Origin of the sequence: Sutcliffiella halmapala (genome assembly GCF_050107295.1) — a bacterium.
In the GTDB taxonomy this organism is placed as follows: domain Bacteria; phylum Bacillota; class Bacilli; order Bacillales; family Bacillaceae_I; genus Sutcliffiella_A; species Sutcliffiella_A halmapala_A.
This window is the reverse complement of sequence record NZ_JBNIKR010000003.1, coordinates 215991-240652: the sequence shown is the minus strand read 5'-3', so window position 1 is coordinate 240652 and position 24662 is coordinate 215991. Positions and strand designations below refer to the sequence as shown.

At 36.7% G+C, this 24662-nt stretch carries 23 protein-coding genes and 1 pseudogene; 23 read left to right on the top strand and 1 reads right to left on the bottom strand.

The genetic code is table 11. The features are described 5' to 3' along the window. Positions 1-18: 18 nt before the first annotated feature. The 7 genes from ACQCT5_RS07030 to ACQCT5_RS07000 all read left to right on the top strand — a co-directional run bounded on the left by ACQCT5_RS07030 (position 19) and on the right by ACQCT5_RS07000 (position 6400). Positions 19-2073, top strand: coding sequence for a TRAFAC clade GTPase domain-containing protein (locus tag ACQCT5_RS07030; RefSeq protein WP_499640379.1), 2055 nt, complete (start codon positions 19-21; stop codon positions 2071-2073). 658 nt (positions 2074-2731) lie between these two features. Then, the gene (locus tag ACQCT5_RS07025) at positions 2732-3337 is read left to right on the top strand and encodes an acyltransferase (RefSeq protein WP_499640377.1); all 606 of its coding nucleotides are present in this window, start codon (positions 2732-2734) and stop codon (positions 3335-3337) included. A 167-nt stretch (positions 3338-3504) separates the two neighbouring features. Beyond that, on the top strand, positions 3505-4326 hold the full coding sequence (locus ACQCT5_RS07020; RefSeq protein ID WP_499640375.1) for a flagellar hook-basal body protein: 822 nt from the start codon (positions 3505-3507) through the stop codon (positions 4324-4326). Positions 4327-4371: 45 nt separating this feature from the next. Beyond that, positions 4372-5208, top strand: a complete 837-nt coding sequence (locus ACQCT5_RS07015; protein WP_499640373.1) for a flagellar hook-basal body protein — start codon at positions 4372-4374, stop codon at positions 5206-5208. A 33-nt stretch (positions 5209-5241) separates the two neighbouring features. Beyond that, on the top strand, positions 5242-5544 hold the full coding sequence (locus tag ACQCT5_RS07010) for a DNA-directed RNA polymerase subunit beta (RefSeq protein ID WP_499640371.1): 303 nt from the start codon (positions 5242-5244) through the stop codon (positions 5542-5544). A 78-nt stretch (positions 5545-5622) separates the two neighbouring features. After that, the gene (gene fabZ, locus ACQCT5_RS07005) at positions 5623-6054 is read left to right on the top strand and encodes a 3-hydroxyacyl-ACP dehydratase FabZ (protein ID WP_499640369.1); all 432 of its coding nucleotides are present in this window, start codon (positions 5623-5625) and stop codon (positions 6052-6054) included. A gap of 124 nt (positions 6055-6178) precedes the next feature. Further along, positions 6179-6400: a hypothetical protein gene (locus tag ACQCT5_RS07000; RefSeq protein WP_499640367.1), complete on the top strand. Its 222-nt coding sequence runs from the start codon at positions 6179-6181 to the stop codon at positions 6398-6400. Positions 6401-6501: 101 nt separating this feature from the next. On the opposite strand, the gene ACQCT5_RS06995 is transcribed toward ACQCT5_RS07000, so the two are convergent. After that, positions 6502-6966: a hypothetical protein gene (locus ACQCT5_RS06995; protein WP_499640365.1), complete on the bottom strand. Its 465-nt coding sequence runs from the start codon at positions 6964-6966 to the stop codon at positions 6502-6504. Between the two features lie 298 nt (positions 6967-7264). Here ACQCT5_RS06995 and ACQCT5_RS06990 point away from each other — a divergent pair. The 16 genes and pseudogenes from ACQCT5_RS06990 to ACQCT5_RS06915 all read left to right on the top strand — a co-directional run bounded on the left by ACQCT5_RS06990 (position 7265) and on the right by ACQCT5_RS06915 (position 24661). Beyond that, positions 7265-8008 (top strand): annotated as a pseudogene (locus ACQCT5_RS06990) (YveK family protein). After that, entirely contained in the window at positions 7998-8711 is a 714-nt protein-coding gene (locus ACQCT5_RS06985) for a CpsD/CapB family tyrosine-protein kinase (RefSeq protein ID WP_499640363.1), read from the top strand. Before ACQCT5_RS06990 ends, ACQCT5_RS06985 begins: the two are co-directional and overlap by 11 nt. An 88-nt stretch (positions 8712-8799) precedes the next feature. Next, positions 8800-10635, top strand: a complete 1836-nt coding sequence (locus tag ACQCT5_RS06980; protein WP_499640361.1) for a polysaccharide biosynthesis protein — start codon at positions 8800-8802, stop codon at positions 10633-10635. A 253-nt stretch (positions 10636-10888) separates the two neighbouring features. Then, entirely contained in the window at positions 10889-11185 is a 297-nt protein-coding gene (locus ACQCT5_RS06975; protein ID WP_499640359.1) for a hypothetical protein, read from the top strand. A gap of 338 nt (positions 11186-11523) precedes the next feature. Beyond that, the gene (locus ACQCT5_RS06970) at positions 11524-12183 is read left to right on the top strand and encodes a sugar transferase (protein WP_499640357.1); all 660 of its coding nucleotides are present in this window, start codon (positions 11524-11526) and stop codon (positions 12181-12183) included. After that, on the top strand, positions 12184-13008 hold the full coding sequence (locus ACQCT5_RS06965) for an aldolase/citrate lyase family protein (protein ID WP_499640355.1): 825 nt from the start codon (positions 12184-12186) through the stop codon (positions 13006-13008). Positions 13009-13032: 24 nt separating this feature from the next. Next, the gene (locus tag ACQCT5_RS06960) at positions 13033-13959 is read left to right on the top strand and encodes an NAD(P)-dependent oxidoreductase (RefSeq protein WP_499640353.1); all 927 of its coding nucleotides are present in this window, start codon (positions 13033-13035) and stop codon (positions 13957-13959) included. A gap of 3 nt (positions 13960-13962) precedes the next feature. After that, on the top strand, positions 13963-15069 hold the full coding sequence (locus ACQCT5_RS06955; protein WP_499640350.1) for a glycosyltransferase family 4 protein: 1107 nt from the start codon (positions 13963-13965) through the stop codon (positions 15067-15069). Between the two features lie 13 nt (positions 15070-15082). Continuing rightward, positions 15083-16138, top strand: a complete 1056-nt coding sequence (locus tag ACQCT5_RS06950; RefSeq protein ID WP_499640348.1) for a glycosyltransferase family 2 protein — start codon at positions 15083-15085, stop codon at positions 16136-16138. Between the two features lie 25 nt (positions 16139-16163). Further along, a complete protein-coding gene (locus ACQCT5_RS06945; RefSeq protein WP_499640346.1) occupies positions 16164-17321 on the top strand; it encodes a glycosyltransferase in 1158 nt (385 codons plus the stop codon). 42 nt (positions 17322-17363) lie between these two features. Continuing rightward, positions 17364-18644, top strand: a complete 1281-nt coding sequence (locus ACQCT5_RS06940) for a glycosyltransferase (RefSeq protein ID WP_499640345.1) — start codon at positions 17364-17366, stop codon at positions 18642-18644. 24 nt (positions 18645-18668) lie between these two features. Next, a complete protein-coding gene (locus ACQCT5_RS06935) occupies positions 18669-19685 on the top strand; it encodes a hypothetical protein (protein WP_499640344.1) in 1017 nt (338 codons plus the stop codon). 29 nt (positions 19686-19714) lie between these two features. Beyond that, a complete protein-coding gene (locus tag ACQCT5_RS06930) occupies positions 19715-20965 on the top strand; it encodes a hypothetical protein (RefSeq protein WP_499640342.1) in 1251 nt (416 codons plus the stop codon). An 84-nt stretch (positions 20966-21049) separates the two neighbouring features. Continuing rightward, complete coding sequence (locus ACQCT5_RS06925; protein ID WP_499640340.1) at positions 21050-22432, top strand: MATE family efflux transporter; 1383 nt, start codon at positions 21050-21052, stop codon at positions 22430-22432. A gap of 63 nt (positions 22433-22495) precedes the next feature. Beyond that, a complete protein-coding gene (locus ACQCT5_RS06920) occupies positions 22496-23533 on the top strand; it encodes a polysaccharide biosynthesis protein (protein ID WP_499640338.1) in 1038 nt (345 codons plus the stop codon). Positions 23534-23551: 18 nt separating this feature from the next. After that, positions 23552-24661, top strand: a complete 1110-nt coding sequence (locus ACQCT5_RS06915) for a capsular polysaccharide biosynthesis protein CapF (protein ID WP_499640567.1) — start codon at positions 23552-23554, stop codon at positions 24659-24661. Position 24662 lies beyond the last annotated feature (1 nt).

Below are 24662 nucleotides of genomic sequence, written 5' to 3'. Positions count from 1 at the left end.
TGGAGAGGGGATAGTGGTATGAGACGCAGTTTTGAGAAAGTTTTTCTTGCATTGAATATACTTTTATTAGTACCTGGCTTGGCCTACTGGACGACAGATATCGATTCCTTGAGTTTCAAATTTCTCATGGGGATATCAGGGACCTTGCTCTTTTTGGCGCTTGGATTATATACAACAAGACCCATTTTTACCATCTTGGGATATTCGGCATTCATATGGGCATTTTGGCCGGCCATCTATTATATCGCCACAGGGGATGTATCTGAAGGCAGCTATATCTACCTTGCTTTATTGATCGTATTTGTCGTATTCATCAAAGCTCCGCCAGCCTTCTTGAGTGGCTTTATGTACAGCTTCATGAGTTTTTATCTGTACCATATGATTGCTTTCTTTTTGGAAGCAGATATCCCTTTCTCCCTGGAAGCATTTCAGGACATAGATCTCATCACTTATGGAATCGTACAGCATTTCTGGATTCATGTCGCGGTGGGGTATGTGGTGAGTGTGGTACCTTACTATTTTTCAAAAACGAGTTCAGATGAACCGAGATTTCATTTTATCGGACTGATTCCAGTATTTTTCTTGACCCTTCCTGTTCAGGTAGGAACCGGAGTGATGTGGGGACTATACAGGGCGATGATGAATTATAAATCGATGCTCCTGATGTATGCTTCTAAACAAACGGAAACAGAGGCAAGGAGGAATGTACAGCCTGCTTATCAAATTTATTGGATGAAAAAGGCGTTCCATGACATAAGAAGTGTCTACCGTCATACTGTGGAAGCGAATACGTTCAGCATGAAGAAGTTCATTCAGCGCTCGAATCGCTTAAAGAGTATATATGGATTCAGTCTGGGACTGATCCCTTATGTAACGATGCGAATAAGCGCCTATACCGCTCTCTTGATCGGCTATCTCTTTCTAGTGTGCTGTTCCATTCTTCATTTCCTTGTTTGTGGCGTGATTTCTCTTGGTACCTACCTATACCTCGGTGTTTTTTACATATTGGATCAATTCCGCCTGAAGAGTAAAAAAATCGAGACCGTCTGCCCCAGCTGTTATCATAAATCGGAACTTCCCGATTATGTTTGTTATGGCTGTGGTGTCTCCCATACGAACTTGCGCCCGGGATTGTTTGGTGTGAGAAAAAGGAAATGTCAGTGTGGCCAGGTGCTGCCTGCAACTTACTATACACAACGCCAACAGTTGGAGGCAAAATGTAAAGGATGCCAGAAGACGCTGCGGGTGAAAGAAGCGACTCCATTCTGCGTCTCTGTGATTGGGAGCCCTTCTTCAGGCAAGACAACCTTTGTCACTTCCATGATAAGGAATCTGCAAGAAGGGGTGGCTGCAGAAAGCGGGTTTGAGGCGGATTTCCTTTATGAAGAAGAAAAACTCAAGCATGAACAACATGTAGTGGGCATGAGGCAAGGGTCATTTCCGATGAAGACAATCAACAACAAGCCGCTCGCCATGAATATCAAGCTATCCAGCAAGAAATGGAGAAACGACAAGCTCCTTTATATCTATGACCCAGCAGGGGAAGCATATAACAATACAAAGGAACTGGCGCTGCACCATTATTATAGCTATTTGAACGGATTGGTATTGATCATCGACCCATTCGCGATGCCTGATCTTGCGGAAGCATACAAGGAACAGCTTACTGATGATCCGGCTATCGCCAACAGAGCAAGAGACCTTCTGGATGACACCTTCGACAAGCTGATGGTCCATCTTTCAAAAAATATGGGGATCAAAGAAACGAAAAAATTGAACATCCCCATTGCAATCGTGATAAACAAAGTGGATGCCTACGGATTAGACGAGATGATATCCTCCAGGGAAGTCAGCGCTGCAAGTGCCGAACCCGGTACAAACACCGTAAACGAAAGCTGTAAATCTTTCCTTTCCTCCATGGGATACCAATTCTTTGTAAAACAAGTGGAAAGCAAATTCAGCAACCACCAATATTTCTATTCCACCTCCCTATCCCAAGCAACATCCAAAAACAAACACAACAGCGCAGACCCAATCATCTGGCTCCTAAAACAAAACAAAGCAATCAGCTAACACCAAAAAAGCGGCCAAAAAAATGGCCGCTTTCTTTAATGCAAATACACATCCCAACAGCTCTTCGAGCTTCAAGAAACAAAAAATCTAAAGAACACACTCCTATGGGGTCTGACCCTTCAAAACAAAAATAACCTAAACACAACTCTGCCCATCCTACCCTCGCAACCTAAACCCCAAAGAAGCCGCAAGGGTCTGACCCCGGTCTTAAGCATCCTACCCAACGAAACATTCAAAAACTACAACAAAACCCCCTCAAGAAAAAAGGGTCCCAAGCCCTTTAACTAAACCACACAAAAATCAAAACATCTCAATGCAACAAAACGAACTCCTCCATCCTCCATACAATCACCAAACATTTCACAATTCGACATATAGCAATCCTTCGTAACAATCTGTAACCAACCCTTAATATAAAATCCCCCCACTAGTTACAAAACCCAAACGAAGGGTATATAAGAAAGACCAATACCTTCGGAGGTGCTTCTAACATGCTTCATAAAATGAAAACTGCATGGCACAAAATTAGAGCAATGTACCACGAAATACTCATCCAAGACTGCTTGGACGAAAAATTAAAGCAATCCCTTACCAACAAGCTGAACTACCATAGATCTCAACTCACAACACAGATGAAAGAACAGGGGAGGCAAGCAGGATGAAACGATTAATCAAAGATATTATCTGTAAAATAAAGCTATTCTGGTTAAACAGAATAAAAGGATTAACCTATGGGGAAAGTCTCCAGTTAGCAGGCATGCCCATGATTGACATCAGAAACGGCGGGAGGGTGGTCCTCGGAGACGGGGTTACATTAAACTCTTCCAACAAGGGCTACCATATCAACATGCATTCCCCTGTAAAGCTATTCTCTGACCGTCAAGGTTCTGAAATAAGAATCGGCAATAACACAAGGATCCATGGAACATGCATCCACGCCTACGAAAAAATAACAATCGGTCATAACTGTCTGATCGCTGCCAACTGCAACATCATGGACGGAAGCGGACATGACCTGTCATTTGATGATGTGGCAAACCGCATCAATACTACAGGTGATTCCTCCCCGGTAACAATCAAGGACAATGTATGGATTGGCGCCAACTCGATCATCCTTCCAGGTGTTACGATAGGGGAAGGCTCTGTCATTGCTGCAGGAAGCGTGGTCTGTAAGGACATTCCTGCTTATTCAATTGCCGGCGGTAATCCGGCACGGGTGATAAAAACACAACCTCAAACAATAGCCAAACGCAGAATAGTGTAGAGGTTTCATCCCTTTAAGGGGATGAAACCTTTTTTTATCCTCAAAATAAACCTTCATTCCTCCCACAATAAGTAAACATTCACAAAATTACATATATCGACATTTCCAATTATGTACTATAATAGAACCTAGATAAAACTGTACGTCAAACTAAGAGGTGAAACAAAATGTTAAGAGGCTTCCACACAGCAACCGCCGGTATGATCTCCCAGCAGCGCCGCATGGAATTGCTGTCCAATAACCTGTCCAACGCAAACACACCAGGCTATAAAGCAGACCAGTCATCACTTCGCGCGTTTCCGGAAATGCTTTTGAGTAAACTGGACGTGACGAGCGTTCCTACCACAAAACCGCTAAAATTCGCGCAAAACCAACTTATCGGTCCAATCAACACAGGTGTCTATGTCCAAGACATCGCACCAAAGTTCACACAAGGGGACATGCGTCCAACAGGAAACAGCACAGATCTTGCCATCCTGAACCAGACCCTGTCGGAAAATGCTTATGTCTTCTTTACAGTGGAAAATACCGACGGCACACCGAGATACACAAGAAACGGGAACTTCACTCTAGATTCCCAAGGCTACCTGACAACAAACAACGGACTTTACGTTCTGGATGAAAACAACAACCGAATCCAAATCAACGCAGGCGCCTTCACACTGCAACCGGACGGAACCATCCTTGTGGACAACACTCCACAAGCCAGAATCGGCATCGCCCTTGCCAATAACGCGAACGAACTGATCAGAGACGGCAACGGCCTGTTCCGAGCATCAGAAGGCCAGCAACTGACAAATGCCAACAACAACCCGAACATCAGTTTCCAGATCATGCAAGGCCATATCGAGCGCTCCAATGTTGACTCCGCTCAGACGATGAGCGACATGACATCTGCCTACCGGGCATTTGAAGCGAACCAGAAAATCATCCAGGCCTATGACATGAGCATGCAAAAAGCGGCAAATGAAATTGGTCGTATCAACTAACCGTCCACATAGCCTCACGAACGAACATTACGGAGGAATATATAGATGAACAGAATCATGCATAACGCCACAAACACGATGTACAATCTACAAAAGCAATTGGACCTGATCGGACACAATGTGGCAAATGTCGATACAATCGGCTACAAAAACCGCAGCGCATCCTTCCAGGAGCTGCTTGCCCAACAGGCTAACAACCAGCCTCTAGGTCAATACGAAACGATGAGACAGACTCCTGCAGGAATTCGTCTTGCCACTGGTGCCGGCTTAAGCCAAACTAAGCTTAACCTCACACAGGGCGCTTTAAAAACGACGGGTCGTATGTTAGACTTTGCTCTAACGAAGGAAGACCAGTTCTTCAACGTCCAGGTTACCGAAAACGGTCAGACAAGCACGCAATACACAAGAAATGGTGTATTCTACTTGTCGCCGATCAACAACAATGAAGTGATGCTTGTCAATGCAGACGGCCATCCTGTACTGGACAGCATTGGCGATCAAATCATCTTCCCTGAAAACATCAAGGAAGTGAAGCTTCAGCCAGACGGCATCCTTTCTGCATCCTTGAACAACGGTACTGCGATCGCACGTGAGCTAGGCATCACCCAAGTGATCCGCCCGCAAATGCTCGAAGCAAGACCTGGTTCACTATTTGCTCTGCCGAATGACGAAATTGGAAACGCAAATGATATAATAAACGATATTAATGGGCCTCAGCGTAACGGCATTGGTCTCCAACAGGGCATGCTCGAGCAGTCCAATGTGGACCTAGCGTCAGAGTTGACAGAAATGACATTAATGCAGCGGAATTATCAATTTAACGCAAAGTCTGTTCAATTTGCCGATCAGATGATGGGGCTTGTAAACGGCCTGAAATCTTAAGATAGAAATCCATAGGTAAAAGGAGGTTGCGCAATGGAACAAAACGAAGCAAGACAAGAGAGCTTAACAAGGGAAGAGTTGCGCAAAGCTCAAAAAAATAAAGCAAAACAGGAAAGAGAAGAAGCGGCTGCCAGTGAAGAAAAACCCAAGCGCTTGAAATGGCGGATACGTCTCATTCCAATCTGGTTAAGAATAGTGATTGTATTGGGTGTCATGGTGATAGCTGCAATAGCTGGTGCAATGTTCGGCTACGGCGTACTAGGCGGCGGCAGTCCGATGGATGTCCTCGACAAAAGTACCTGGCAGCATATTTTAGACCTCGTCAACAAAGAGTAAGGAAGTCGATACAAAGACTTCCTCTTTTTTATGCCTTCGTATATAATTGTAAGTAACTATTAGTAGGAGGTCATAAAAATGTTAGACATCAATCAGATAAAAGAAATCATTCCACATAGATATCCGTTCCTGTTAGTGGACAAGATAATAGAAATCGAAGAAGGCCAACGTGCAATCGGGATTAAGAATGTAACTGCCAATGAGGAGTTCTTCAACGGACACTTTCCTGAATTCCCGGTAATGCCTGGGGTTCTTATTGTGGAAGCTTTGGCTCAAGTCGGTGCGGTAGCAATGCTAAAAAAAGAAGAAAATAAAGGACGCCTTGCCTTCTTCACAGGCATCGACAACTGCCGATTCAAGAAGCAGGTCATCCCTGGAGACCAGCTTCGCCTTGAAGTAGAAATGACACGCGTACGCGGCAGCATCGGTAAAGGAAAAGGAGTCGCAACGGTCGATGGGCAATTGGTCTGTGAATTGGAAATGATGTTCGCATTAGGCCAAAAGTCGTAAAAAGAAAAAATTTGTTCATTTATGCAATCTTTTACGAATATTGGGGAATATAAAAAGGGACCAAACGAAAAAAGCATTAAAGGTCTTCATTGATAAAACCCATATGCGAAAGGAGTAGGTTAGAATGAACAAAATGTTAATTAAATTAACTGGTACAGCGTTAGCGGCAATGTTGATCACTGGATGTGCAGCAAATAACGAGGATGTTCCACCACCTGAGAACGAGCAGCCTCCTGCGGAAGAGCCTATGGATCCTGATATGGAACAAGATGAGAACAACATGGAAGAAGATATGGAGCAAGACGAAGAGAACATGGAAGAGGATACTGGGGACGACCAGCAGTAATCTTTCAAAAAGCGGGGGACAGTGTTTACTGTCCCTATTGTTATGCAAAAATGTGGGACCAGTTCCCAGTGACCCGCGTGACAATAGATTAGTCCCATAGATCACTTGTAATCCCAAACAATCCTCCACTCCTTCTCTTCCTTCACCACATACACATACTGAACAAACAAGAAATGCCCGTACTTTCCCCTGTATGTCTGCTCTACCTCAAACTCGTAGGCCGTATCAAAGGTCTTCCCGCCCTTCTCGACTTTCCACTCTTTGACCTTCTTGGCGTCACTAATCTCATATTTAAATGTCTCTGCACCAAAATGTCCATTAAATACGTGAGCCCGATCCTGTATGTAGGCACCACGGCGAAACCTCTCCTGCACATAGGAATGCAAGAGCTCCCAGGAACGACCATAGTCCCCCTCTGCTTCATAAGAATAAAAATCCTCTACCACTCTCTCCGCTTTGCCTTCTGCGCTAATTAATATAGAGGTGAATAAGTAAATAATGATACCTAATAGACCTGCCCCAAGCAGTAAAAGGATAAACTGCTGTCGTTGTCGCCGTCTCCGCATGATGGATAATCTCCCCTTAAAGTGTTGCCTGTCTCTTATTCACTTATATGCAAAATAGTTGCAATTCATATCTATTCGACAAACATCTGACGTCATTCGACATAAAACGATATAAATGTCAATATTTACTCCGAAAATAATACCGCTTTCATCATTTTTCCACTTTTATTACAAACAAATTACATTTATCATGTAGATATGTCAGTTAAAGTAACTTATAATAGTTTCTTGTAGGTAGAAAAAGAATTTTGCTAAAATACCAAAAATTAATCATCGAACATCTATATTGGAGGTCAACATGGAAGAAACTATTAGTCTCAAGGAATTATTTCAAACCATAAAGAAACGTCTTTGGCTTATCGTCCTCATTACTGTTATCGCAACAACGACAAGTGGAGTAGTCAGCTATTTCCTGCTCACACCAATCTATCAATCTTCTACTCAGCTATTAGTGAACCAATCAAAATCTGAACAAGGTACGGTTGATGTCAACCAGATCCGTTCCAATATAGAGATTATCAATACGTATAACATTGTCATTAAAAGCCCGGCTATTTTAGAAATAGTCAGCTAGGAATTAAACGGTGAAGAAACTGTAGCCTCCTTGAACTCCAAAATTACAGTTGGAAATGAAGGGAACGCCCAAGTATTAAAAATCACGGTTCAAGATCCAGACGCTGCGATGGCCGCTAAAATAGCAAATACCACAGCGGAAGTTTTTCAAACAGAAATTGTGGAACTCATGAATGTAGACAACGTAACCATCCTTTCACCAGCTCAAATCGGTGAAAATCCATCACCTGTCAAGCCACAACCTGTACTTAATATGGCAATAGCCATGGTAGTGGGATTAATGGCTGGTGTCGGTCTGGCGTTCCTCATGGAATATCTGGATAACTCCGTAAAGAGTGAGCAGGATGTAGAAAAGCTATTAGGATTACCTGTACTCGGTACCATTACGGTTATTGAAGATAAGGATATTCAGCTAGCGCAGGAAGCAATGAGAAAAGCAAGAACGAGAGGTGAGACGGTTGGCTCTTAATAGAAAAAGAAACAGAAAACAAAGTACAGTAGCAAAGACAAGCCGCCATCTAATCACAGATAAGCTTCCGAAGTCTCCGATCTCAGAGCAATATCGTACCATTAGGACAAATATCCAGTTCTCCCTTGTAGATCAGGAGCTACGTTCTATGATGGTGACTTCTTCGGGCCCATCTGAAGGGAAGTCCACGACAGCTAGTAACCTGGCAGTGGTGTTCTCCCAGCAAGGGAAACAGGTCCTGTTCATAGATGCGGATCTACGTAAGCCGACAGCGCATTATACGTTCCAACAGGAGAACTTCAAAGGGCTCACAACTGTGCTCACGAAGCAAACCGAGTTGATGGAGACCATTAAAAGTACCCGTATTGCAAACTTGGATATTCTCACAAGTGGGCCGATCCCTCCAAACCCGGCAGAGCTTTTAAGTTCAAGGGCGATGGAAGAGCTGTTGACGGCAGCATATCAGCATTACGATATGATTATTTTTGATACTCCTCCAGTATTGGCGGTAACGGACGCGCAAGTACTTGCCAATCAGTGTGATGGGACCATCCTGGTCATTGGAAGCGGATCTACCGATAAGGACAGTGCCGTAAAGGCAAAAGAACTATTGGAATCTGCAAAAGCTAAACTTTTGGGTGTTGTCCTTAATAGGAAGAAGCAAAAGGATAGTTCTTATTACTATTACTATGGAACAAAATAAGGGGCAGGCTTGTCCTCCTCTTTTTTTGACCGACACCATGACTATATTACTATAATTCTTACAACATATTGAAAAGGGGGTGGGATTTGTGACGTACAAAAAGCGGCTTTCCTTATTAATCCTGGTAGATTCCTTGATTGTTCTTTCTTCGATCTACATAAGCTTTTGGATGTTAAATCCTGAAATGAATATCTTCAGTAGGGGAACGCTGCTGCTAAGCTCATTAAGCCTGATCATCTGGCATCATTTATTCGCTTATTCCTATAAGTTGTATCATAATGCTTGGCAGTACGCGAGCGTCGGGGAACTGATCGGAATACTGAAGGCCGTCACCTTTTCCGTAGCGGTTACGGGGTTTGTCCAGCTCTTTGTCGTTGAAAACGTGTACGTCAGGGTTCTCATCATCACTTGGATGCTTCATATGATCCTGATTGGCGGTTCACGATTCTCTTTCCGTCTTTTCCGTGATTATTACCGCAAGACAAGGACTGATAAGAAGAAAACCCTCATTGTCGGTGCAGGTGCAGCGGGAACGATGGTTGCAAGGCAATTGCTTCAAAACCGTGAAGCAGATCTACAGCCAGTTGCTTTTGTGGACGATGATGTAAAAAAACAAAGGCTTCAGATCCTTGGTATCCCTGTGCTAGGGGATGTGACTGATATTGAGTCCATCGTAGAAAAGAATGAGATCGAAAATATCATCATAGCGATTCCTTCTTTAGGTAAAAAAGAGATCAATACGATCTACAAGGAATGTGGCAAGACTGAAGCGAAGACTCAAATCATCCCGATGCTAGAAGATCTGATGCTTGGAAAAGTATCTGTCAACGAGTTCCGTGACGTCGAAGTGGAAGACCTTCTCGGCCGTGAGCCGGTAAAACTCGATATGAAGAGCATCTCTGAATCGATTACAGGAAAGACAGTCCTCGTAACCGGCGCAGGAGGATCCATCGGCTCGGAAATATGTCGTCAGATATCAAACTTTAATCCAGAGACACTTGTTCTATTGGGTCATGGGGAGAACAGTATCTATACGATCGAAATGGAGCTTCGTTCAACATATAATGAAGCATTCACAATCCTGACGGAAATCGCAGACATACAAGACCGGGACAAGATGTTCACGATCATGGAAAAATATCAACCGGACGTCGTCTACCATGCAGCGGCGCATAAGCATGTGCCTTTAATGGAAAGAAACCCGGAAGAAGCCGTAAAGAACAACATTTTCGGCACCAAAAACGTCGCAGAAGCGGCCGACACATTCGGAGTGGGAACCTTTGTACTGGTATCCTCCGACAAAGCCGTCAACCCGACCAACGTTATGGGTGCAACGAAACGTTTCGCAGAGATGGTCGTCCAGCAGCTGGCCCAGGAAAGTCAAACGAAGTTCGTCGCCGTACGTTTCGGTAACGTCCTTGGCAGTCGAGGCAGTGTCATTCCACTATTCAAGAAACAGATTCAGGCTGGAGGACCGGTTACGGTTACGCATCCTGATATGACGCGCTACTTTATGACCATCCCGGAAGCATCCAGACTCGTTATCCAGGCTGGTACTCTAGCCCGAGGTGGGGAAGTATTTGTTCTTGATATGGGAGAGCCAGTTAAAATCGTGGATCTGGCAAAGAACCTGATTACACTTTCTGGATACTCCATTGATGAGATTGGTATCCGTTACTCGGGAATCAGGCCTGGGGAGAAGATGTATGAAGAGCTTCTGAATGAGGATGAGATTCATAAAGAGAATGTGTTTCCTAAGATACATATTGGGAAAGCGAGTCTCAAAGAGGAAACTGTGTTGGGTTACTTCTTGAGTAATTTTTCGGATATGAGTATTGAGGAAATTAGAAGTTACTTATTGTTGGTTGCGAACAATAGAGAAAATGAAATACAGCATCTTAGCAAGACTAAGATCCCTGTTTAAGGACAGGGATTTACAAACAGAAAACCTATTTACCTGTACATCGCTTCAGGGATAGGTTTTCTGTTTGTAAATGGGTGGTGATGTCTCCTTACCCTTATCAATGGAGGCACTCGGTTGCACTGTGGGTGGGAGACTGCCTTAGATAGGATTGTCGTTGGTGTGAGGTGGGGTTGGATGCCCTTTTATATTTGTTGTTTAAAAACATTTGAAAGTTGGTGTATGTAATTCTTGAAGGCTTTTTAGGAAAAGTGATATGATGACACTTTTCGAAATACTGGCAGCAATAGTAGAACCTTCTGTGTTGGGGAATATCAAGAAAACAGAAGCTGAGGTTTATGATGTTAATTCTTCCAAGTTAGAAAAGAGGTATCATCGGGAGTTAATGTTGAAGGCTAAAGACCATAGTGAAGCTATATTCACTTCGTTTTTACTTGAACATGGTGAATATGTTTGTCCGATAGGTGGGACTTATCATTATGTTGATGGGGAAGTGGAGTGTAGTGAGCATGATGATGAAGATGATGATGAGAGTGATGTACCGTTTTTGTAGAGGTGGAGGAGAGTATAGAGTTGCTACATAAGATGAGGGAAATGTGCTCTATTGATTGAGTGGGGAAAGGGAACTGACTATCGAGCTTAGATAACGTACTGAAAGCAATGTGGGATAAGGGTATTAAAGAAATGGATATCTATTTCGAATTCGTAAGGTAGATTGAATAGATATTACGAGGTGAATATCAGAATTAGATAACAATTTTAGTGGTTTAGAAGTTGGTTGGAGTAAAAGTACTGAGGATTCCAAGTAAGTCCTAAACCTACTAAATATAATTATAAAAATTAAGTCCCACTCTGTAAAAATAAAAAAGAAAAAAGGAGTTTGAACTTATTATGATTTATAAAAAAATTAAAAGGCTATTGGATATTGTTTTATCTTTAACTGGCCTAACAGTACTTTTACCTATCTTGTTAATAGTAGCTATTGCTATCAAATTAGAGTCTAAGGGACCAGTAATTTTTCAGCAAGAACGCCTTGGTTTATATGGGAAAGTGTTCAAGATTTATAAATTCCGCTCAATGTGCGTTGGTGCTGAAAAAAGCGGTGTATATGAAACGAAAGGTGATGCTAGAGTTACAAAAGTCGGTAAATTTATTAGGAAGACCAGCATTGATGAGTTTCCTCAGTTTGTTAATATCATTAAAGGCGATATGTCAATAATAGGGCCAAGACCAACTCTAACTTACCATCCTTGGCCTCTTGACGAATATACTGAAGAGCAAAAAAAGAGATTCAATGTTAGACCAGGTGTTACAGGTTGGGCACAGGTAAATGGTAGGAAGGAAGTTCAATGGAATAAAAGGATTGAGTATGATGTTGCATATGTTGAGAACCTTTCATTATGGTTCGATTTAAAAGTATTCTTCAAAACAATCTTAAAAGTTCTAGCAATGAAGGATAACGTTAATGTTGGTGAAACTGCTACAAAGGTTACAGGGGAAGGTCAAAATTCTGAAGTAGCAGCAACCATAGAGGAAAGAAGGAATCCCTAAATGGCCTTAAAGTTAATGTACATTACAAATCAAGAAGAAATTGCCAAGGTAGCAGAAAATAGTGGGGTAGATTGGATCTTTATTGATCTTGAGATTAATGGGAAAGATGCAAGACAAGGTCATTTAGATACAGTAATATCTAGACACAGCATTGATGATATAAAAAAAATAAAAAAAGTACTAACAAATTCTGAATTACTTGTGCGAGTAAACCCAATATATCAAGGATCAAAAAATGAGATTGATAGAGTAATCCTAGATGGAGCGGATATTGTAATGCTCCCATTTTTTAAAACAAAGGAAGAAGTTGAGCTTTTCGTTAATTATGTAAATGGTAGGGCCAAGGTTTGTCTGTTATGCGAAACTTCGGAGGCGGTAGAAAATATAGACTCAATCTTAAAAATTGAAGGTATTGACTTTATTCATATCGGACTAAATGATCTACACCTTAGTTATAATATGAAGTTTATGTTTGAACTTTTAGCAAATGGGACAGTAGAAATGCTTTGTAAAAAATTTGAGACGAAAGGAATTCTTTATGGTTTTGGAGGGATAGCACAACTTGGACAAGGAACTCTTCCGGCAGAGAACATTATTTCTGAGCATCACCGTTTAGGTTCTAACATGGCGATTTTATCAAGAAGTTTTTGTGATAGCAAAAAAAGTAATGATGTTGGGCTGGTAGAAGAGGTATTTAAATTAGGAATAAATGAGATAAGAGACTTTGAAGCTCAATTAAAGTGGAAAGAAAAACATTTTTTTGTAGAAAACCAAAAATATGTTAAGGATAAAGTTACAGAAATTGTATACACCATAACGAAATAATAGTTTAAAAAGGAATGTATTATTATGAAACTATTACTTACTGGGGCATTTAATTATAGTGATAAACAACTGAATAAGATTAAGTCAATTGGCTACGACATTGTGTATGTTCAGGATGAAAGAATTCCATTGGAAATAGATGTTTCAGATATTAATGCGGTAGTTTGTAATGGCCTTTTCCTATATAACGACATCCAAAAATTTAAGAACCTCACATTCATACAACTTACAAGTGCAGGACTAGATAGGGTACCACTTAACTTTATAAAGGACCAAGGTATCAAGCTTTTTAATGCCAAGGGAGTATATAGTATTCCTATGGCTGAGTGGGTAATTTCTAAGATTTTAGAAATATATAAAAATAGTCGGAGCTTTTATGAGGCTCAGCGTAATCATAAATGGGAAAAACATCGGAATCTATTTGAATTAGCGAATAAAACCGCTGCCATAATCGGATTTGGTGATGTTGGCTCAGCAGTTGCTAAAAGGCTTAAGGCATTCGATGTAAACGTAGTCGGTGTTGGTAGGAGAGAGATTAGATCACAAGTTATTGATGAGTTTCATTTGATTGAAAGTTTAGATGATGTTTTAAGGAAAAGTGACATTGTTATTTTGACTCTTCCACTTACTAAAGAAACAAGGCATTTAATCAATGACCATAAGATTGCAAATATGAAAAATAATAGTGTCCTAATTAATGTCTCCAGAGGTGGAGTCATTGATGAAGAAGCTCTTAATAATGCGCTTCAAATAGATAAATTTCTTGGAATTGCTCTGGATGTGTTTGAAAATGAACCGTTACCAATGGATAGTCAACTATGGGATTACAATAGAGTCATAGTTACACCTCATAATTCATATGTTTCGGATAATATAAATAACAGATTGTTTGAGTTGGTTATGAAAAATTTGGATGATAACATGAATCATAATTTTTTAGAGAAGGTGTAGTTAATGAAAGTATTAGTAATTTCTCCCAAAAATAAGACCTTATTTAATTTTCGTGGAGATTTAATTAAGGAGATAATTTCTAAAGGTCATGAAGTCATTGCAATTGGTCCAAATAATGATTATTTAGAAGACGTATTAGCACTTGGGGTAAAATTTATTGAAATCCCCTTTAGTAAAGATAATACTAGTATCTTTGGTGATATAAATTATTATAAAAAACTCAAGAAAGTAATTAAAGAACAAAAACCAGATTTAATATTCAGTTATACTATTAAGCCGGTAGTATACGGTAGCTTAGCAGGTCGTATGGCTGGAATTAAAAAAATATATCCTATGGTTACTGGATTAGGACGTGTTTATGGCTCCAAAAGCTTAAAAGCAAAAGCATTAAGGACTATTACTGGATTACTTTATAAACAAGCTTTTAAAGGGTGTGAAAAAGTAATTTTTCAAAATAGTGACGATTTAAAACAATTTGTTAATCTGGGATACCTTTCTGAAGACAAAGCTGTGCGTGTAGATGGTTCAGGTGTAAATATGGAGAGGTTTAATGTAAATAAATTGCCCGAGAAACCAGTATTTTTAATGATTGCTAGAATTATAAAGGAAAAGGGTATATTTGAATTTGCTGAAGCTGCTCGTAAAGTGAAAAAAGAATATCCAGAGGCAAGGTTTGTTTTAGTTGGCGGATTCGATAATTCAATTGGTGCAATTAAGCCTGAAGAAATAGAACCATTTATAGCTGATGGCTCAATTGAATTTCCTGGAGAAACAAAAGATGTTGTTCCTTACTTGGAAAAATCCAGGATTTTCGTTTTACCTACGTACTATCGAGAAGGTCTTCCAAGAACCATATTAGAAGCGATGGCAATGGGAAGACCAATCATAACAACTGATTGGCCCGGCTGTCGGGATGCAGTAAGCAATGGTGTTAATGGATTCTTGGTTCAACCTCGAAATAGTATAGAATTAGCTGAGAAAATAATTTACATGCTAGAAAATCCAGAAAATGTAAAACAAATGCATGAAAATAGCTTGCGTCTATGTAAAGAAAAGTATGATGTAAACATTGTAAATAAGCATATGCTTGAGATTATGAATATCATTTAAGTTGGAGGAGCTTATGCCTAAAATTAGTATTATTGTGCCAGTATATAACACTGAGAAATATTTAAGGCAATGTTTTGATTCTTTAATCAATCAAACATTTAGGGACATTGAGATAATTGCAGTTAATGATGGATCACAAGATGGTAGCATAGAAATATTAAACAAATATAAAGAAAAAGATAAAAGGATTGTTGTTTTAGACCTAGAAAACCAAGGCCCTTCAGGGGCAAGGAACTCTGGTCTTGAAGAGGCCAAGGGTGAATTTGTTATGTTTGTAGATAGTGATGATTGGATGAATCTTGACACATGTGAAAAAGTATACTATGAAGCTAAAATAAATGATGCCGACACAGTATTGTTTTGTTATACAAGTGAGTCATCATCGGGAAGTGTTGAGAAATACCTTTTTGAAAATGAGAAAAAAACCTTCAATGAGCAAGAAGTTTTTGATGAGTTATTCTGTGGTGTCCTGGGTTTAAAAGGTGAAAAATTAAAAAATCCGAAAAAGCTTGATGCGCTTGTTTCAGTCTGGGCTAAATTATATAAGACAAAAATAATTAAAGAAAATAACCTTTCATATATAGACTTAAAATTAGTACCATCTGAATGTCAACTATTTAATCTCCAATATATGGAACATTCAAAGAGAGTGGTTTATCTTAATGAATGTTTATATCACTACCGTAGAAATAATGTCACATCGTTTACAAAAGGTTACAGAGAGGACCTTTTTAAGAAATGGTTATATTGGATTGATTATGTTAATGAATATCTTGAAAAAAATATAAATAATGAAAGTGTATACGATGCTTATTATAGCCGAATTTGTTTCAGTGTTATTCCATTAAGTGGAAACAGCATGAAGCAGAAAACCTTTAAAAAAACATACACCGAATTGAGAAAAATACTAAATAATGCACATTATAAAGAGGCATATAACAAATTTGATTATAAAAAATTACCGATACATTGGAAGGTTTATTTTCTTTTAGCAAAATATCGAATAGTGCTGGGGTTTTATGGAATGTCAAAGGTTATGAGAATGATGATAGAAGCAAAAAAGCGTTAGAATGCTCGCAGGGGAGTACATTATAATGGAAAAAAAAACTATTATCTATATTGGTGGATTTGAGTTGCCAGATAAAAATGCAGCTGCACACCGTGTTTTAAACAATGGAAAAGTTTTAGAGAAATTAGGATATAATATCGTATTCATTGATTGTGATAGAACATTGAAATGGGGGACTGATTGGAAAGACACACTTAAAAATGTCCAAGGTTTTGAATGTTATTCAGTTCCCTATCCTTCCAACAATATAGAAAACTTTAATTATTTTTATAGCATTAAAAATCTAGTTGATATAATAAAACTGTATCAGAATGTCGAAAGTGTTATCTGTTATAATTACCAATCAGCTGCATTATTACGGTTAATGAGATTTGGTAAAAAGAATAATATTAAAATTATCGCTGACAGTACGGAAGGATATGAACTATCCTTTTCCAAAAATTTTGTTAAAACGGCTAAAGCCATTGATGACTATATTCGTATAAAATACTTGCAACCTAACTTAGATGGGGTAATTGTAATTAGTTCTTTTCTTTATAATTACTATTCACAAGTGAAAAATAAAATTCGGATACCGCCATTAGTTGATAAAAAAGAAGGGAAATGGGCTCCTATCATAGAAGGTGAAGTGAAAAGTCCGAAATTAAATTTAATTTATTCAGGGAATATGGGTAGTAGTAAAGATAAAATTGATAAAATAATACAGTTCATTGCAACCAGGAAGTTACAATATGAAATAAACTTTAAAATTATTGGTATTTCTAAAGACGAATATATAGGAAAGTACCCGGATCAGAAAAGTATAATAAAAAAAATGGAGCACTCTATTCACTTTATGGGAAAAGTCAGTCATAGTGTCGCTTTGGAGCATCTAAAGAAATCAGATTTTCTTATATTTTTTAGAGATATAAATTTAGTTTCATCAATGGGATTCCCTACAAAGTTTGTTGAAGGGATTAGTGCTGGAGTGCCGATTATCACAAATTTATCCAGTGACATAGAAGAATATTTAATTGATGGAAAAAATGGGTTTGCAGTTTCTGAAAGTGTTCTTGAAGATTTAGAAAGAATATTTGAAATGCCTTTAAGTGAATTGAAAGATATTAAAAATACAGTAGAAAATAGTTTATTTGATTATAAAAACTTTATTAGTCCTATGAAGGGGTTTATAGATAGTTTATAGATTCGAGGTTGGAATTATAAACTGAAATTTGGAGGAATTATATTGAATGCTAAAAGGGGTTTTAAAAAAGTACTAATAATTAATAATTCTTCGTTTAATACAAGCAATGCTACAGGGATAACACTAAGAAGTACTTTTCAAAACTGGCCAATGGAAAATATTTTTGAGATTTCTTGTTCGGCTTTTTCTATGGGAGGAGAGTATAGGAGTTTCCCATTATATACATTACCAAAAAGAAACTATCCCTTTCATTATATTATGAATTCAAAATTGTTTAAAAAAGCAAATGAGAATTCAAAAGCACAAAGTGTTAAAGAAAATACAGGCGAGGGAAATAAAAACAAATTCAGAAAGATTGTTATATCATATGCTGATATGTTTCCATTGTTTCCACCACTCCAACTATTAGAAAAAGTTAAAAAATTCAATCCCGATTGTATTTATACTATGGGTGGCTCAATATTATCTATGAAGTTAGCTCTTTATTTTTCAAAAAAGTTAGATAAGAAAATTGTAATGCACTTTATGGATAACTGGCAAGATACACTATATAAAGATCACTTGCTTATGAGACCGTGTGATAAAAAAGTTCAAAATCTTACTAACAAGATTTATCAGCGAATGAATGTTGGACTAACTATTAGTGAAAAAATGGCAGAAGAATATACAGCAAGACGGGGAATCCAACATTTTCCGATAATGAATTCGGTATCAAATATAGTTGATCACCCAATGGTTGATGTAAATAAAAATGATGATTTTATAATTACCTATGCAGGAGGACTGCATTTACAAAGATGGGAATCGCTAAAAGACATTAGTGAGATGATTTCTCAATTAACTAATAGTAATAATAAGAATATAAGACTTCACATTTATACTTCTGAACAAGATCGCCATAATTACGAACGGTACTTTGATAAACAAGTTGTAAAGTTCTTGGAATATCTACCACATAATAAGGTGCATATTGCATACTCTAAAGCAGATGTCTTGCTTCATATAGAAAGTTTTGACAAACAAATTATGAATTTTACTAAGTATTCTTTATCCACGAAGATTCCAGAATATATGTCTAGCGGAAAACCACTTTTGGTATATGCTTCGAGACATTTAGCTGTTTCACAATATGTTAAGGAAAATAAAGTTGGTCTAGTTTGTGAAAATAAGAAGGACTTATATGAAAATATTAAAGCAATAATAGAATCAGGCAAGCTAAGATATGAATTAGCTAAAGAAGGCATTAACTGTGCAAAGCAAAAGCATTCGGCAGATGCAACCACAAAAATACTTGAAAAAGTATTTAATTATGAAGACGAGTAAAATCTAAGGCTGGTGTAACTAGTTATGGAACTAAAAAACTATAATACTGATAAAATCTTTGATATTCCGGTTGTTTTGTTTATTTTTAAAAGATACGATACCGTTTTAAGGATATTAGAAAGAATTGAAGTGGTAAAGCCCTCTAAGCTATATATAATAGCAGATGGACCTAGAAATGAACAAGAAAAGGAAATGGTAGATAAGTGTAGAAAAAAAGTTGAAGAAAATATAACTTGGGATTGTGAAGTTGTAAAGAATTATGCAGATACAAATAAAGGAGTTTACGATAGGATCGGCCTAGGAGCAAAGTGGGTGTTTTCAAAGGAAGAACAAGCAATATTTTTAGAGGATGATAATTTACCAGAAGTATCATTCTTTTATTATTGCAAGGAGTTATTAAATAAATATAAAGATGATACACGTATAATGTGGGTTTGCGGTACAAATTACTTGAATAAATATGAACCTGAAGACGGATCAAGTTATGTATTTACTCAACATTTACTGCCTTGTGGATGGGCTTCTTGGTCTTCTAAGTTTTGCCATTACTATGATGGTGATATGGAATTGCTATCTAACAATTACATTATTAAAAATATTGAAGATAGCTATTATGACAAAAGGCTTTATGAACAACAAATAGATAGTGTTGAGTCAGAATATTATAGAATAAAAAAAGAGAATAGACCTTCTTCATGGGATTTTCAAATGGCGTTCTCTATTAGAGCCCATAATGTATATGGTATCTCTCCTAAATATAATCAAATTGAAAATATTGGTGTTGATGAATTCTCTACTCATGGGGGTACTAGTTTCTCAAATGAAATGACAAAAAGATTTTGTGGGATTAAGTCTTTTTCATTGGAGTTTCCGCTTGTACACCCTCAGACGGTTATTACTGATAAATTATATGAAAGAAAAATAGAGAAAATTATTTTATATCCTTTTAAAGTTAGATTAAGAGCAAAAACTGCCCGTTTTATAAAGAAGATGTTTGGTTTAAATAAGTATGAAAAATTCAAATTCAATTTACGGAAGTAAGCTTTGGTATTGCATAGGAGAGAATATTTATGGGAGTGTTAAAAAAAGAAAGAAATATGACCCTTATTCATTGGGTAATATGGTTCTGCTTAAGTTTAACAATTATTTATAATAGCGGGTATCTAATAATGACAACTTCTTCAAGTATAGGGGTTTATTTACTGATAATAGCAACAGCTCCGTTAGCAATATTAATGTTAAAGTCTGGTTTGTTACTTAGACCAAATAATTGGTTTGTGATTGGATTTTATACCTTTTTTGGAACCTATGTATTTTCATTTATTGTTAATATGGAAATAGCGTCAATGAACTTGTATTTACATTACTTGTTAAGTTTGGTATTTGTTTTTTCTCTAGTAGTAATTTTAGATTTCGATAGATTTGTAGTTAGTTTTTTATTATTAATGAAATGGATAACGGTAATTTCATTAATAATGTTTTTTCTAATTGAGTATCTAGGAATAGTGTTTGATTTCAACCTTATTGAAAATATAAACGGAAGAATGTACTTTGATGCTATACTATATTTTTATCCGCAATATGGTTTAGCCGCAAGAAATCAAGCTCTGTTTTGGGAACCTGGACTGTTTGCATCTTTTTTAATTATAGCAATGGTTTTTGAGATATGTTTTAAGAAAGAAAAAATAAGCAAGTTGAATATGGTGATCTTTTTCATAGGCCTTGCAACTGCTCAGTCTACAGCAGGCTTTGTACTTTTTTTGTTGGTAATAATCCTTTTGATATCAAAAAACAAGAAGAATAGTTCGTTAATAATTATTTATCTGTTTATTCTTTTATTGGGGACTCTATTATTAATATTTTACAGGGATGTTGTCCTATTTTTATCACAATTTAGCCCTGAACTATTCAATAAACTCATTTATGAAGGTGGGTTTGAGTCTACTCGTTTTAGTGCTCCGTTAGTAAATTTAAATATCTTTTTTTCTAATCCATTATTTGGAGTAGGGCTAGGAAGTGCTACAAGATTATTTACTGATTTAGGCGCTATGTATGGTGTGTTTTCCCAAACGTCAACATCAACATTTTTTCTTGCAGCATTGGGTTTTAGTGGTATTTTTTATACGATTTTTTGGGTTTATAGTATTTTAAATTTAAAAAGGTTAAACTCACTTTCAAGGTTTATTATTCTTACTATCTTCTTAATTATATTAAATAAAGAGCCGCATTATAGCATTTTAGTAACAAATTGCATTTTATTTTATTTTCTAAAAGAGGCTTCAATTGGGTACGGAAATAAACTATCTAAATACAAACAATAGTATGTCTACCATTATGTATGAGGAGAATGTGATTTAATGCCGATATTTCCCATTTATATTTGGTGTTGAGTGGTACATTGGGAGGTGAAAAAAATATTAAGTAACATCAAGAGTAAAATCTCTAAAGCTGGTACAAATAGTAAAGAATTAATAAGAAACATCACAGGTTCTTTTTTAATTAAAGGTTTAGCAATGATTGTTAGTTTGTTTACTATGCCTGCTTATATGTCATATTTTACTGACCAAGCAGTATTAGGAATATGGTTTACACTTATCTCAATGTTAAACTGGATTTTAAGTTTTGATTTAGGTATAGGTAATGGATTGCGGAATAAGTTAGTTAAACCATTGGTTGAGAAAGATGATGAAAAAGTAAAGAAATATATTTCTTCAGCTTACATTATATTAGGTATTATATCAGGTGGTTTAACTATAGTCGGATATATATGTATAGGGTTACTAAATTGGAATAATATAATGAAGATTTCACCTGATATATTAACAAATAGCACACTTATTTTGGCGGTAAGATTTTTATTTATAGGGATTATGTTGCAGTTTTTTTTACGTATTATTGTTTCAATTTTATATGCCCTACAAAAAACTGTTTTACCCAGTATTCTAACTCTTATCACAACTTTGTCTATATTAACATTTATGATGATATACAAAGGTAGTGATATGAGTAACAATATAATCATTCTTTCTATAGTAAATATTTTAGCTGTTAATATTCCGCTATTGGCCACTACGGTTGTTTTATTTATCACTAAGCTTAGAAAATCAATTCCTTCATATAAGTCTTTTGTGAAAAACTATGCATATAACATTATGAAATTGGGTGGCGTATTTTTTTGGATTCAGATAATGTTCATGGTAATAACTTCGACTAACCCAATCTTAATTACTCAATTTTATGGGCCTGAAAATGTAGTAGAATATTTAATTTATTATAAGCTCTTTTACTTGTTTGTTACCTTATTTTCATTGATTACTAATCCAATATGGTCTGCTGTATCAAAGGCGTATGCCGAGAACAACTTTACCTGGCTTAAGAAAGTGTATAAATATTTAAATTTGGTATTAATAGTTGGGATATTTGCTTGTTTAATTTTAACTGTATTTTTACAAGTAGTGGTTAATTTATGGTTAGGATCAAATTCGATTACAGTTAGTTACAGTTTCGGAATGGTATTTGCTATCCACAGTGGTGTGATGATGTATATTCTTGCTATAACAAGTATTGCAAATGGGGTTGGAAATCTAAAACCTCAGTTAATTTGTTATACCATTGCAGCAGTTTTAAAAATCCCATTAATTTATTTGGTCTCACTTTATAACGATAGTTGGTTAAATGTTGTAATAATAAATATTGTTGTAATGTTGCCATTTGTTATCATTCAATCAATTATTATATTTAAGTTAATTAATAAAAACCAGCAAAAAGTGGTAGAGGCGGTAATTTAAGAAGCTGGTCATAACATAATTAAAACTAATTAATATAAAGTATATAGAGGAAGGAAGATTGTTATGTTTAAGAACAAAACTTTATTAATAACTGGAGGGACTGGTTCCTTTGGGAATGCAGTTATGAAGAGGTTTTTAGATACAGATGTAAAAGAAATTCGCATTTTCTCTAGAGATGAAAAGAAACAAGACGATATGAGAAAGCAGTATAAAAATGAAAAACTCAAATTCTATATAGGTGACGTAAGAGATTTAGCTAGTGTTAAAAATGCAATGCATGGTGTGGACTACATTTTCCATGCCGCTGCTTTAAAGCAGGTTCCATCTTGCGAGTTTTTTCCCTTAGAAGCTGTAAAAACTAATGTCATGGGTACAGACAACGTATTAACAGCTGCCATTGATTATGGTGTTAAAAAGGTAATCTGTCTTTCAACGGATAAAGCAGCTTATCCAATAAATGCAATGGGTATTTCAAAAGCAATGATGGAAAAAGTATTTGTAGCTAAATCAAAAACTGTTGATTCAGAAAGGACATTAATTTGTGGCACAAGATATGGAAATGTCATGGCCTCACGTGGTTCAGTTATTCCATTATTTATTGAGCAAATTAAAAGTGGACAACCTTTAACTATTACGGATCCTAATATGACAAGGTTTCTTATGAGTTTAGAAGAAGCAGTGGAACTTGTAGTATTTGCGTTTCGAAATGCGGAGGCAGGAGATATTATGGTTCAAAAATCACCTGCAAGTACAATCGGCGACCTTGCACAGGCAATAAAGGAACTCTTTAAAGTTGATAATGAAATAAAAATTATTGGAACCCGTCACGGAGAAAAACGTTATGAAACACTTCTTACAAAAGAGGAATATGTAAAAGCAGAAGATTTACCTGGTTTCTACAGAGTTCCGGCTGATCAAAGAGACCTAAACTATGATAAGTATTTTGCAGAGGGAGACCAAAAGTTGACTACTGTAGGAGAATATAATTCGGATAATACACAGATCCTTAATATTGAACAAATTAAGGAAAAATTACTTGAATTAGATTTTGTAAAAAGTGAATTAGAGAACTGGAATAAAAAGCTTCATGTAATGAACTAAAAGGGGGGAGATTGATTGATGAATATCCTTATTACTGGATCTAAAGGTTTTGTAGGTAAAAATCTTGTCGCTGAACTGAAAAATATGGGTTATAACAATATATTTGAGTTTAATAGAGAAAGTGATCCTTCATTACTTGAAAAATATACAAAAAAATGTGATTTTGTATTTCATTTAGCTGGGGTAAATAGACCAAAAGACGAAAAGGAATTTATGGAAGGTAATTTGGGTTTAACATCTCAACTACTAGAATTATTAAAAAAGCATGGAAATAAAGCTCCCGTTCTTCTAACTTCTTCTATTCAAGCAGCGAAAGATAATCCGTATGGAAGAAGTAAAAAAGCTGGAGAGGATTTGCTATTTAATTATTACTATGAAACTGATGCGAAAGTTTATGTATATCGATTACCAAACTTATTTGGTAAGTGGAGTAAACCTAACTATAATACAGTAGTAGCTACATTTTGTCATAACATAGCTAGAGACAAAGATATACAGATAAACAATTCGGATGCAGAGCTTAATCTTTGTTATATAGATGATGTATTAGATGAGTTTATAAGAGCCCTAGAAGGAAATCCTACTATGCAAAATGACTTCTGTGTTGTTCCTGTAACCCATAATATTAAACTTGGAGAATTGGCTGACATTATACAAAGTTTCAGAGATAGTAGAATAAATCTGAATATTTCTGATATGAAAAATGCATTAACAAAGAAGCTTTATAGTACTTATTTAAGCTTTTTGCCTGAAAATCAGTTCTCATATAATCTTAAAATGAATACCGATCATAGAGGCTCTTTTACAGAATTTATCAGAACACCTGAAAGAGGACAGGTGTCTGTTAATGTATCAAGACCTGGGATTACAAAAGGAAACCATTGGCATCATACTAAAAATGAGAAATTTTTAGTTGTTAGTGGAGAAGGTTTAATCCGCTTTAGAAAGATAAATTCTGATGAAATTATTGAGTATAGAGTAAGTGGAGAAAAGATGCAGGTTTTAGATATTCCAACTGGATATACACACTCTATTGTAAACGTGGGAGAAAATGATCTCGTTACAGTAATGTGGGCGAATGAGTGCTTTGATCCTGAAAAACCAGACACCTACTTTGTGGAGGTATAGT

Bases quoted from the DNA above. Each gene is read 5' to 3' on its own strand.
- ACQCT5_RS07030 (WP_499640379.1), top strand. From the start codon at position 19: ATGAGACGCAGTTTTGAGAAAGTTTTTCTTGCATTGAATATACTTTTA.
- ACQCT5_RS07025 (WP_499640377.1), top strand. From the start codon at position 2,732: ATGAAACGATTAATCAAAGATATTATCTGTAAAATAAAGCTATTCTGG.
- ACQCT5_RS07020 (WP_499640375.1), top strand. From the start codon at position 3,505: ATGTTAAGAGGCTTCCACACAGCAACCGCCGGTATGATCTCCCAGCAG.
- ACQCT5_RS07015 (WP_499640373.1), top strand. From the start codon at position 4,372: ATGAACAGAATCATGCATAACGCCACAAACACGATGTACAATCTACAA.
- ACQCT5_RS07010 (WP_499640371.1), top strand. From the start codon at position 5,242: ATGGAACAAAACGAAGCAAGACAAGAGAGCTTAACAAGGGAAGAGTTG.
- fabZ (WP_499640369.1), top strand. From the start codon at position 5,623: ATGTTAGACATCAATCAGATAAAAGAAATCATTCCACATAGATATCCG.
- ACQCT5_RS07000 (WP_499640367.1), top strand. From the start codon at position 6,179: ATGAACAAAATGTTAATTAAATTAACTGGTACAGCGTTAGCGGCAATG.
- ACQCT5_RS06995 (WP_499640365.1), bottom strand. From the start codon at position 6,966: ATGCGGAGACGGCGACAACGACAGCAGTTTATCCTTTTACTGCTTGGG.
- ACQCT5_RS06975 (WP_499640359.1), top strand. From the start codon at position 10,889: ATGATGACACTTTTCGAAATACTGGCAGCAATAGTAGAACCTTCTGTG.
- ACQCT5_RS06970 (WP_499640357.1), top strand. From the start codon at position 11,524: ATGATTTATAAAAAAATTAAAAGGCTATTGGATATTGTTTTATCTTTA.
- ACQCT5_RS06965 (WP_499640355.1), top strand. From the start codon at position 12,184: ATGGCCTTAAAGTTAATGTACATTACAAATCAAGAAGAAATTGCCAAG.
- ACQCT5_RS06960 (WP_499640353.1), top strand. From the start codon at position 13,033: ATGAAACTATTACTTACTGGGGCATTTAATTATAGTGATAAACAACTG.
- ACQCT5_RS06955 (WP_499640350.1), top strand. From the start codon at position 13,963: ATGAAAGTATTAGTAATTTCTCCCAAAAATAAGACCTTATTTAATTTT.
- ACQCT5_RS06950 (WP_499640348.1), top strand. From the start codon at position 15,083: ATGCCTAAAATTAGTATTATTGTGCCAGTATATAACACTGAGAAATAT.
- ACQCT5_RS06945 (WP_499640346.1), top strand. From the start codon at position 16,164: ATGGAAAAAAAAACTATTATCTATATTGGTGGATTTGAGTTGCCAGAT.
- ACQCT5_RS06935 (WP_499640344.1), top strand. From the start codon at position 18,669: ATGGAACTAAAAAACTATAATACTGATAAAATCTTTGATATTCCGGTT.
- ACQCT5_RS06930 (WP_499640342.1), top strand. From the start codon at position 19,715: ATGGGAGTGTTAAAAAAAGAAAGAAATATGACCCTTATTCATTGGGTA.
- ACQCT5_RS06920 (WP_499640338.1), top strand. From the start codon at position 22,496: ATGTTTAAGAACAAAACTTTATTAATAACTGGAGGGACTGGTTCCTTT.
- ACQCT5_RS06915 (WP_499640567.1), top strand. From the start codon at position 23,552: ATGAATATCCTTATTACTGGATCTAAAGGTTTTGTAGGTAAAAATCTT.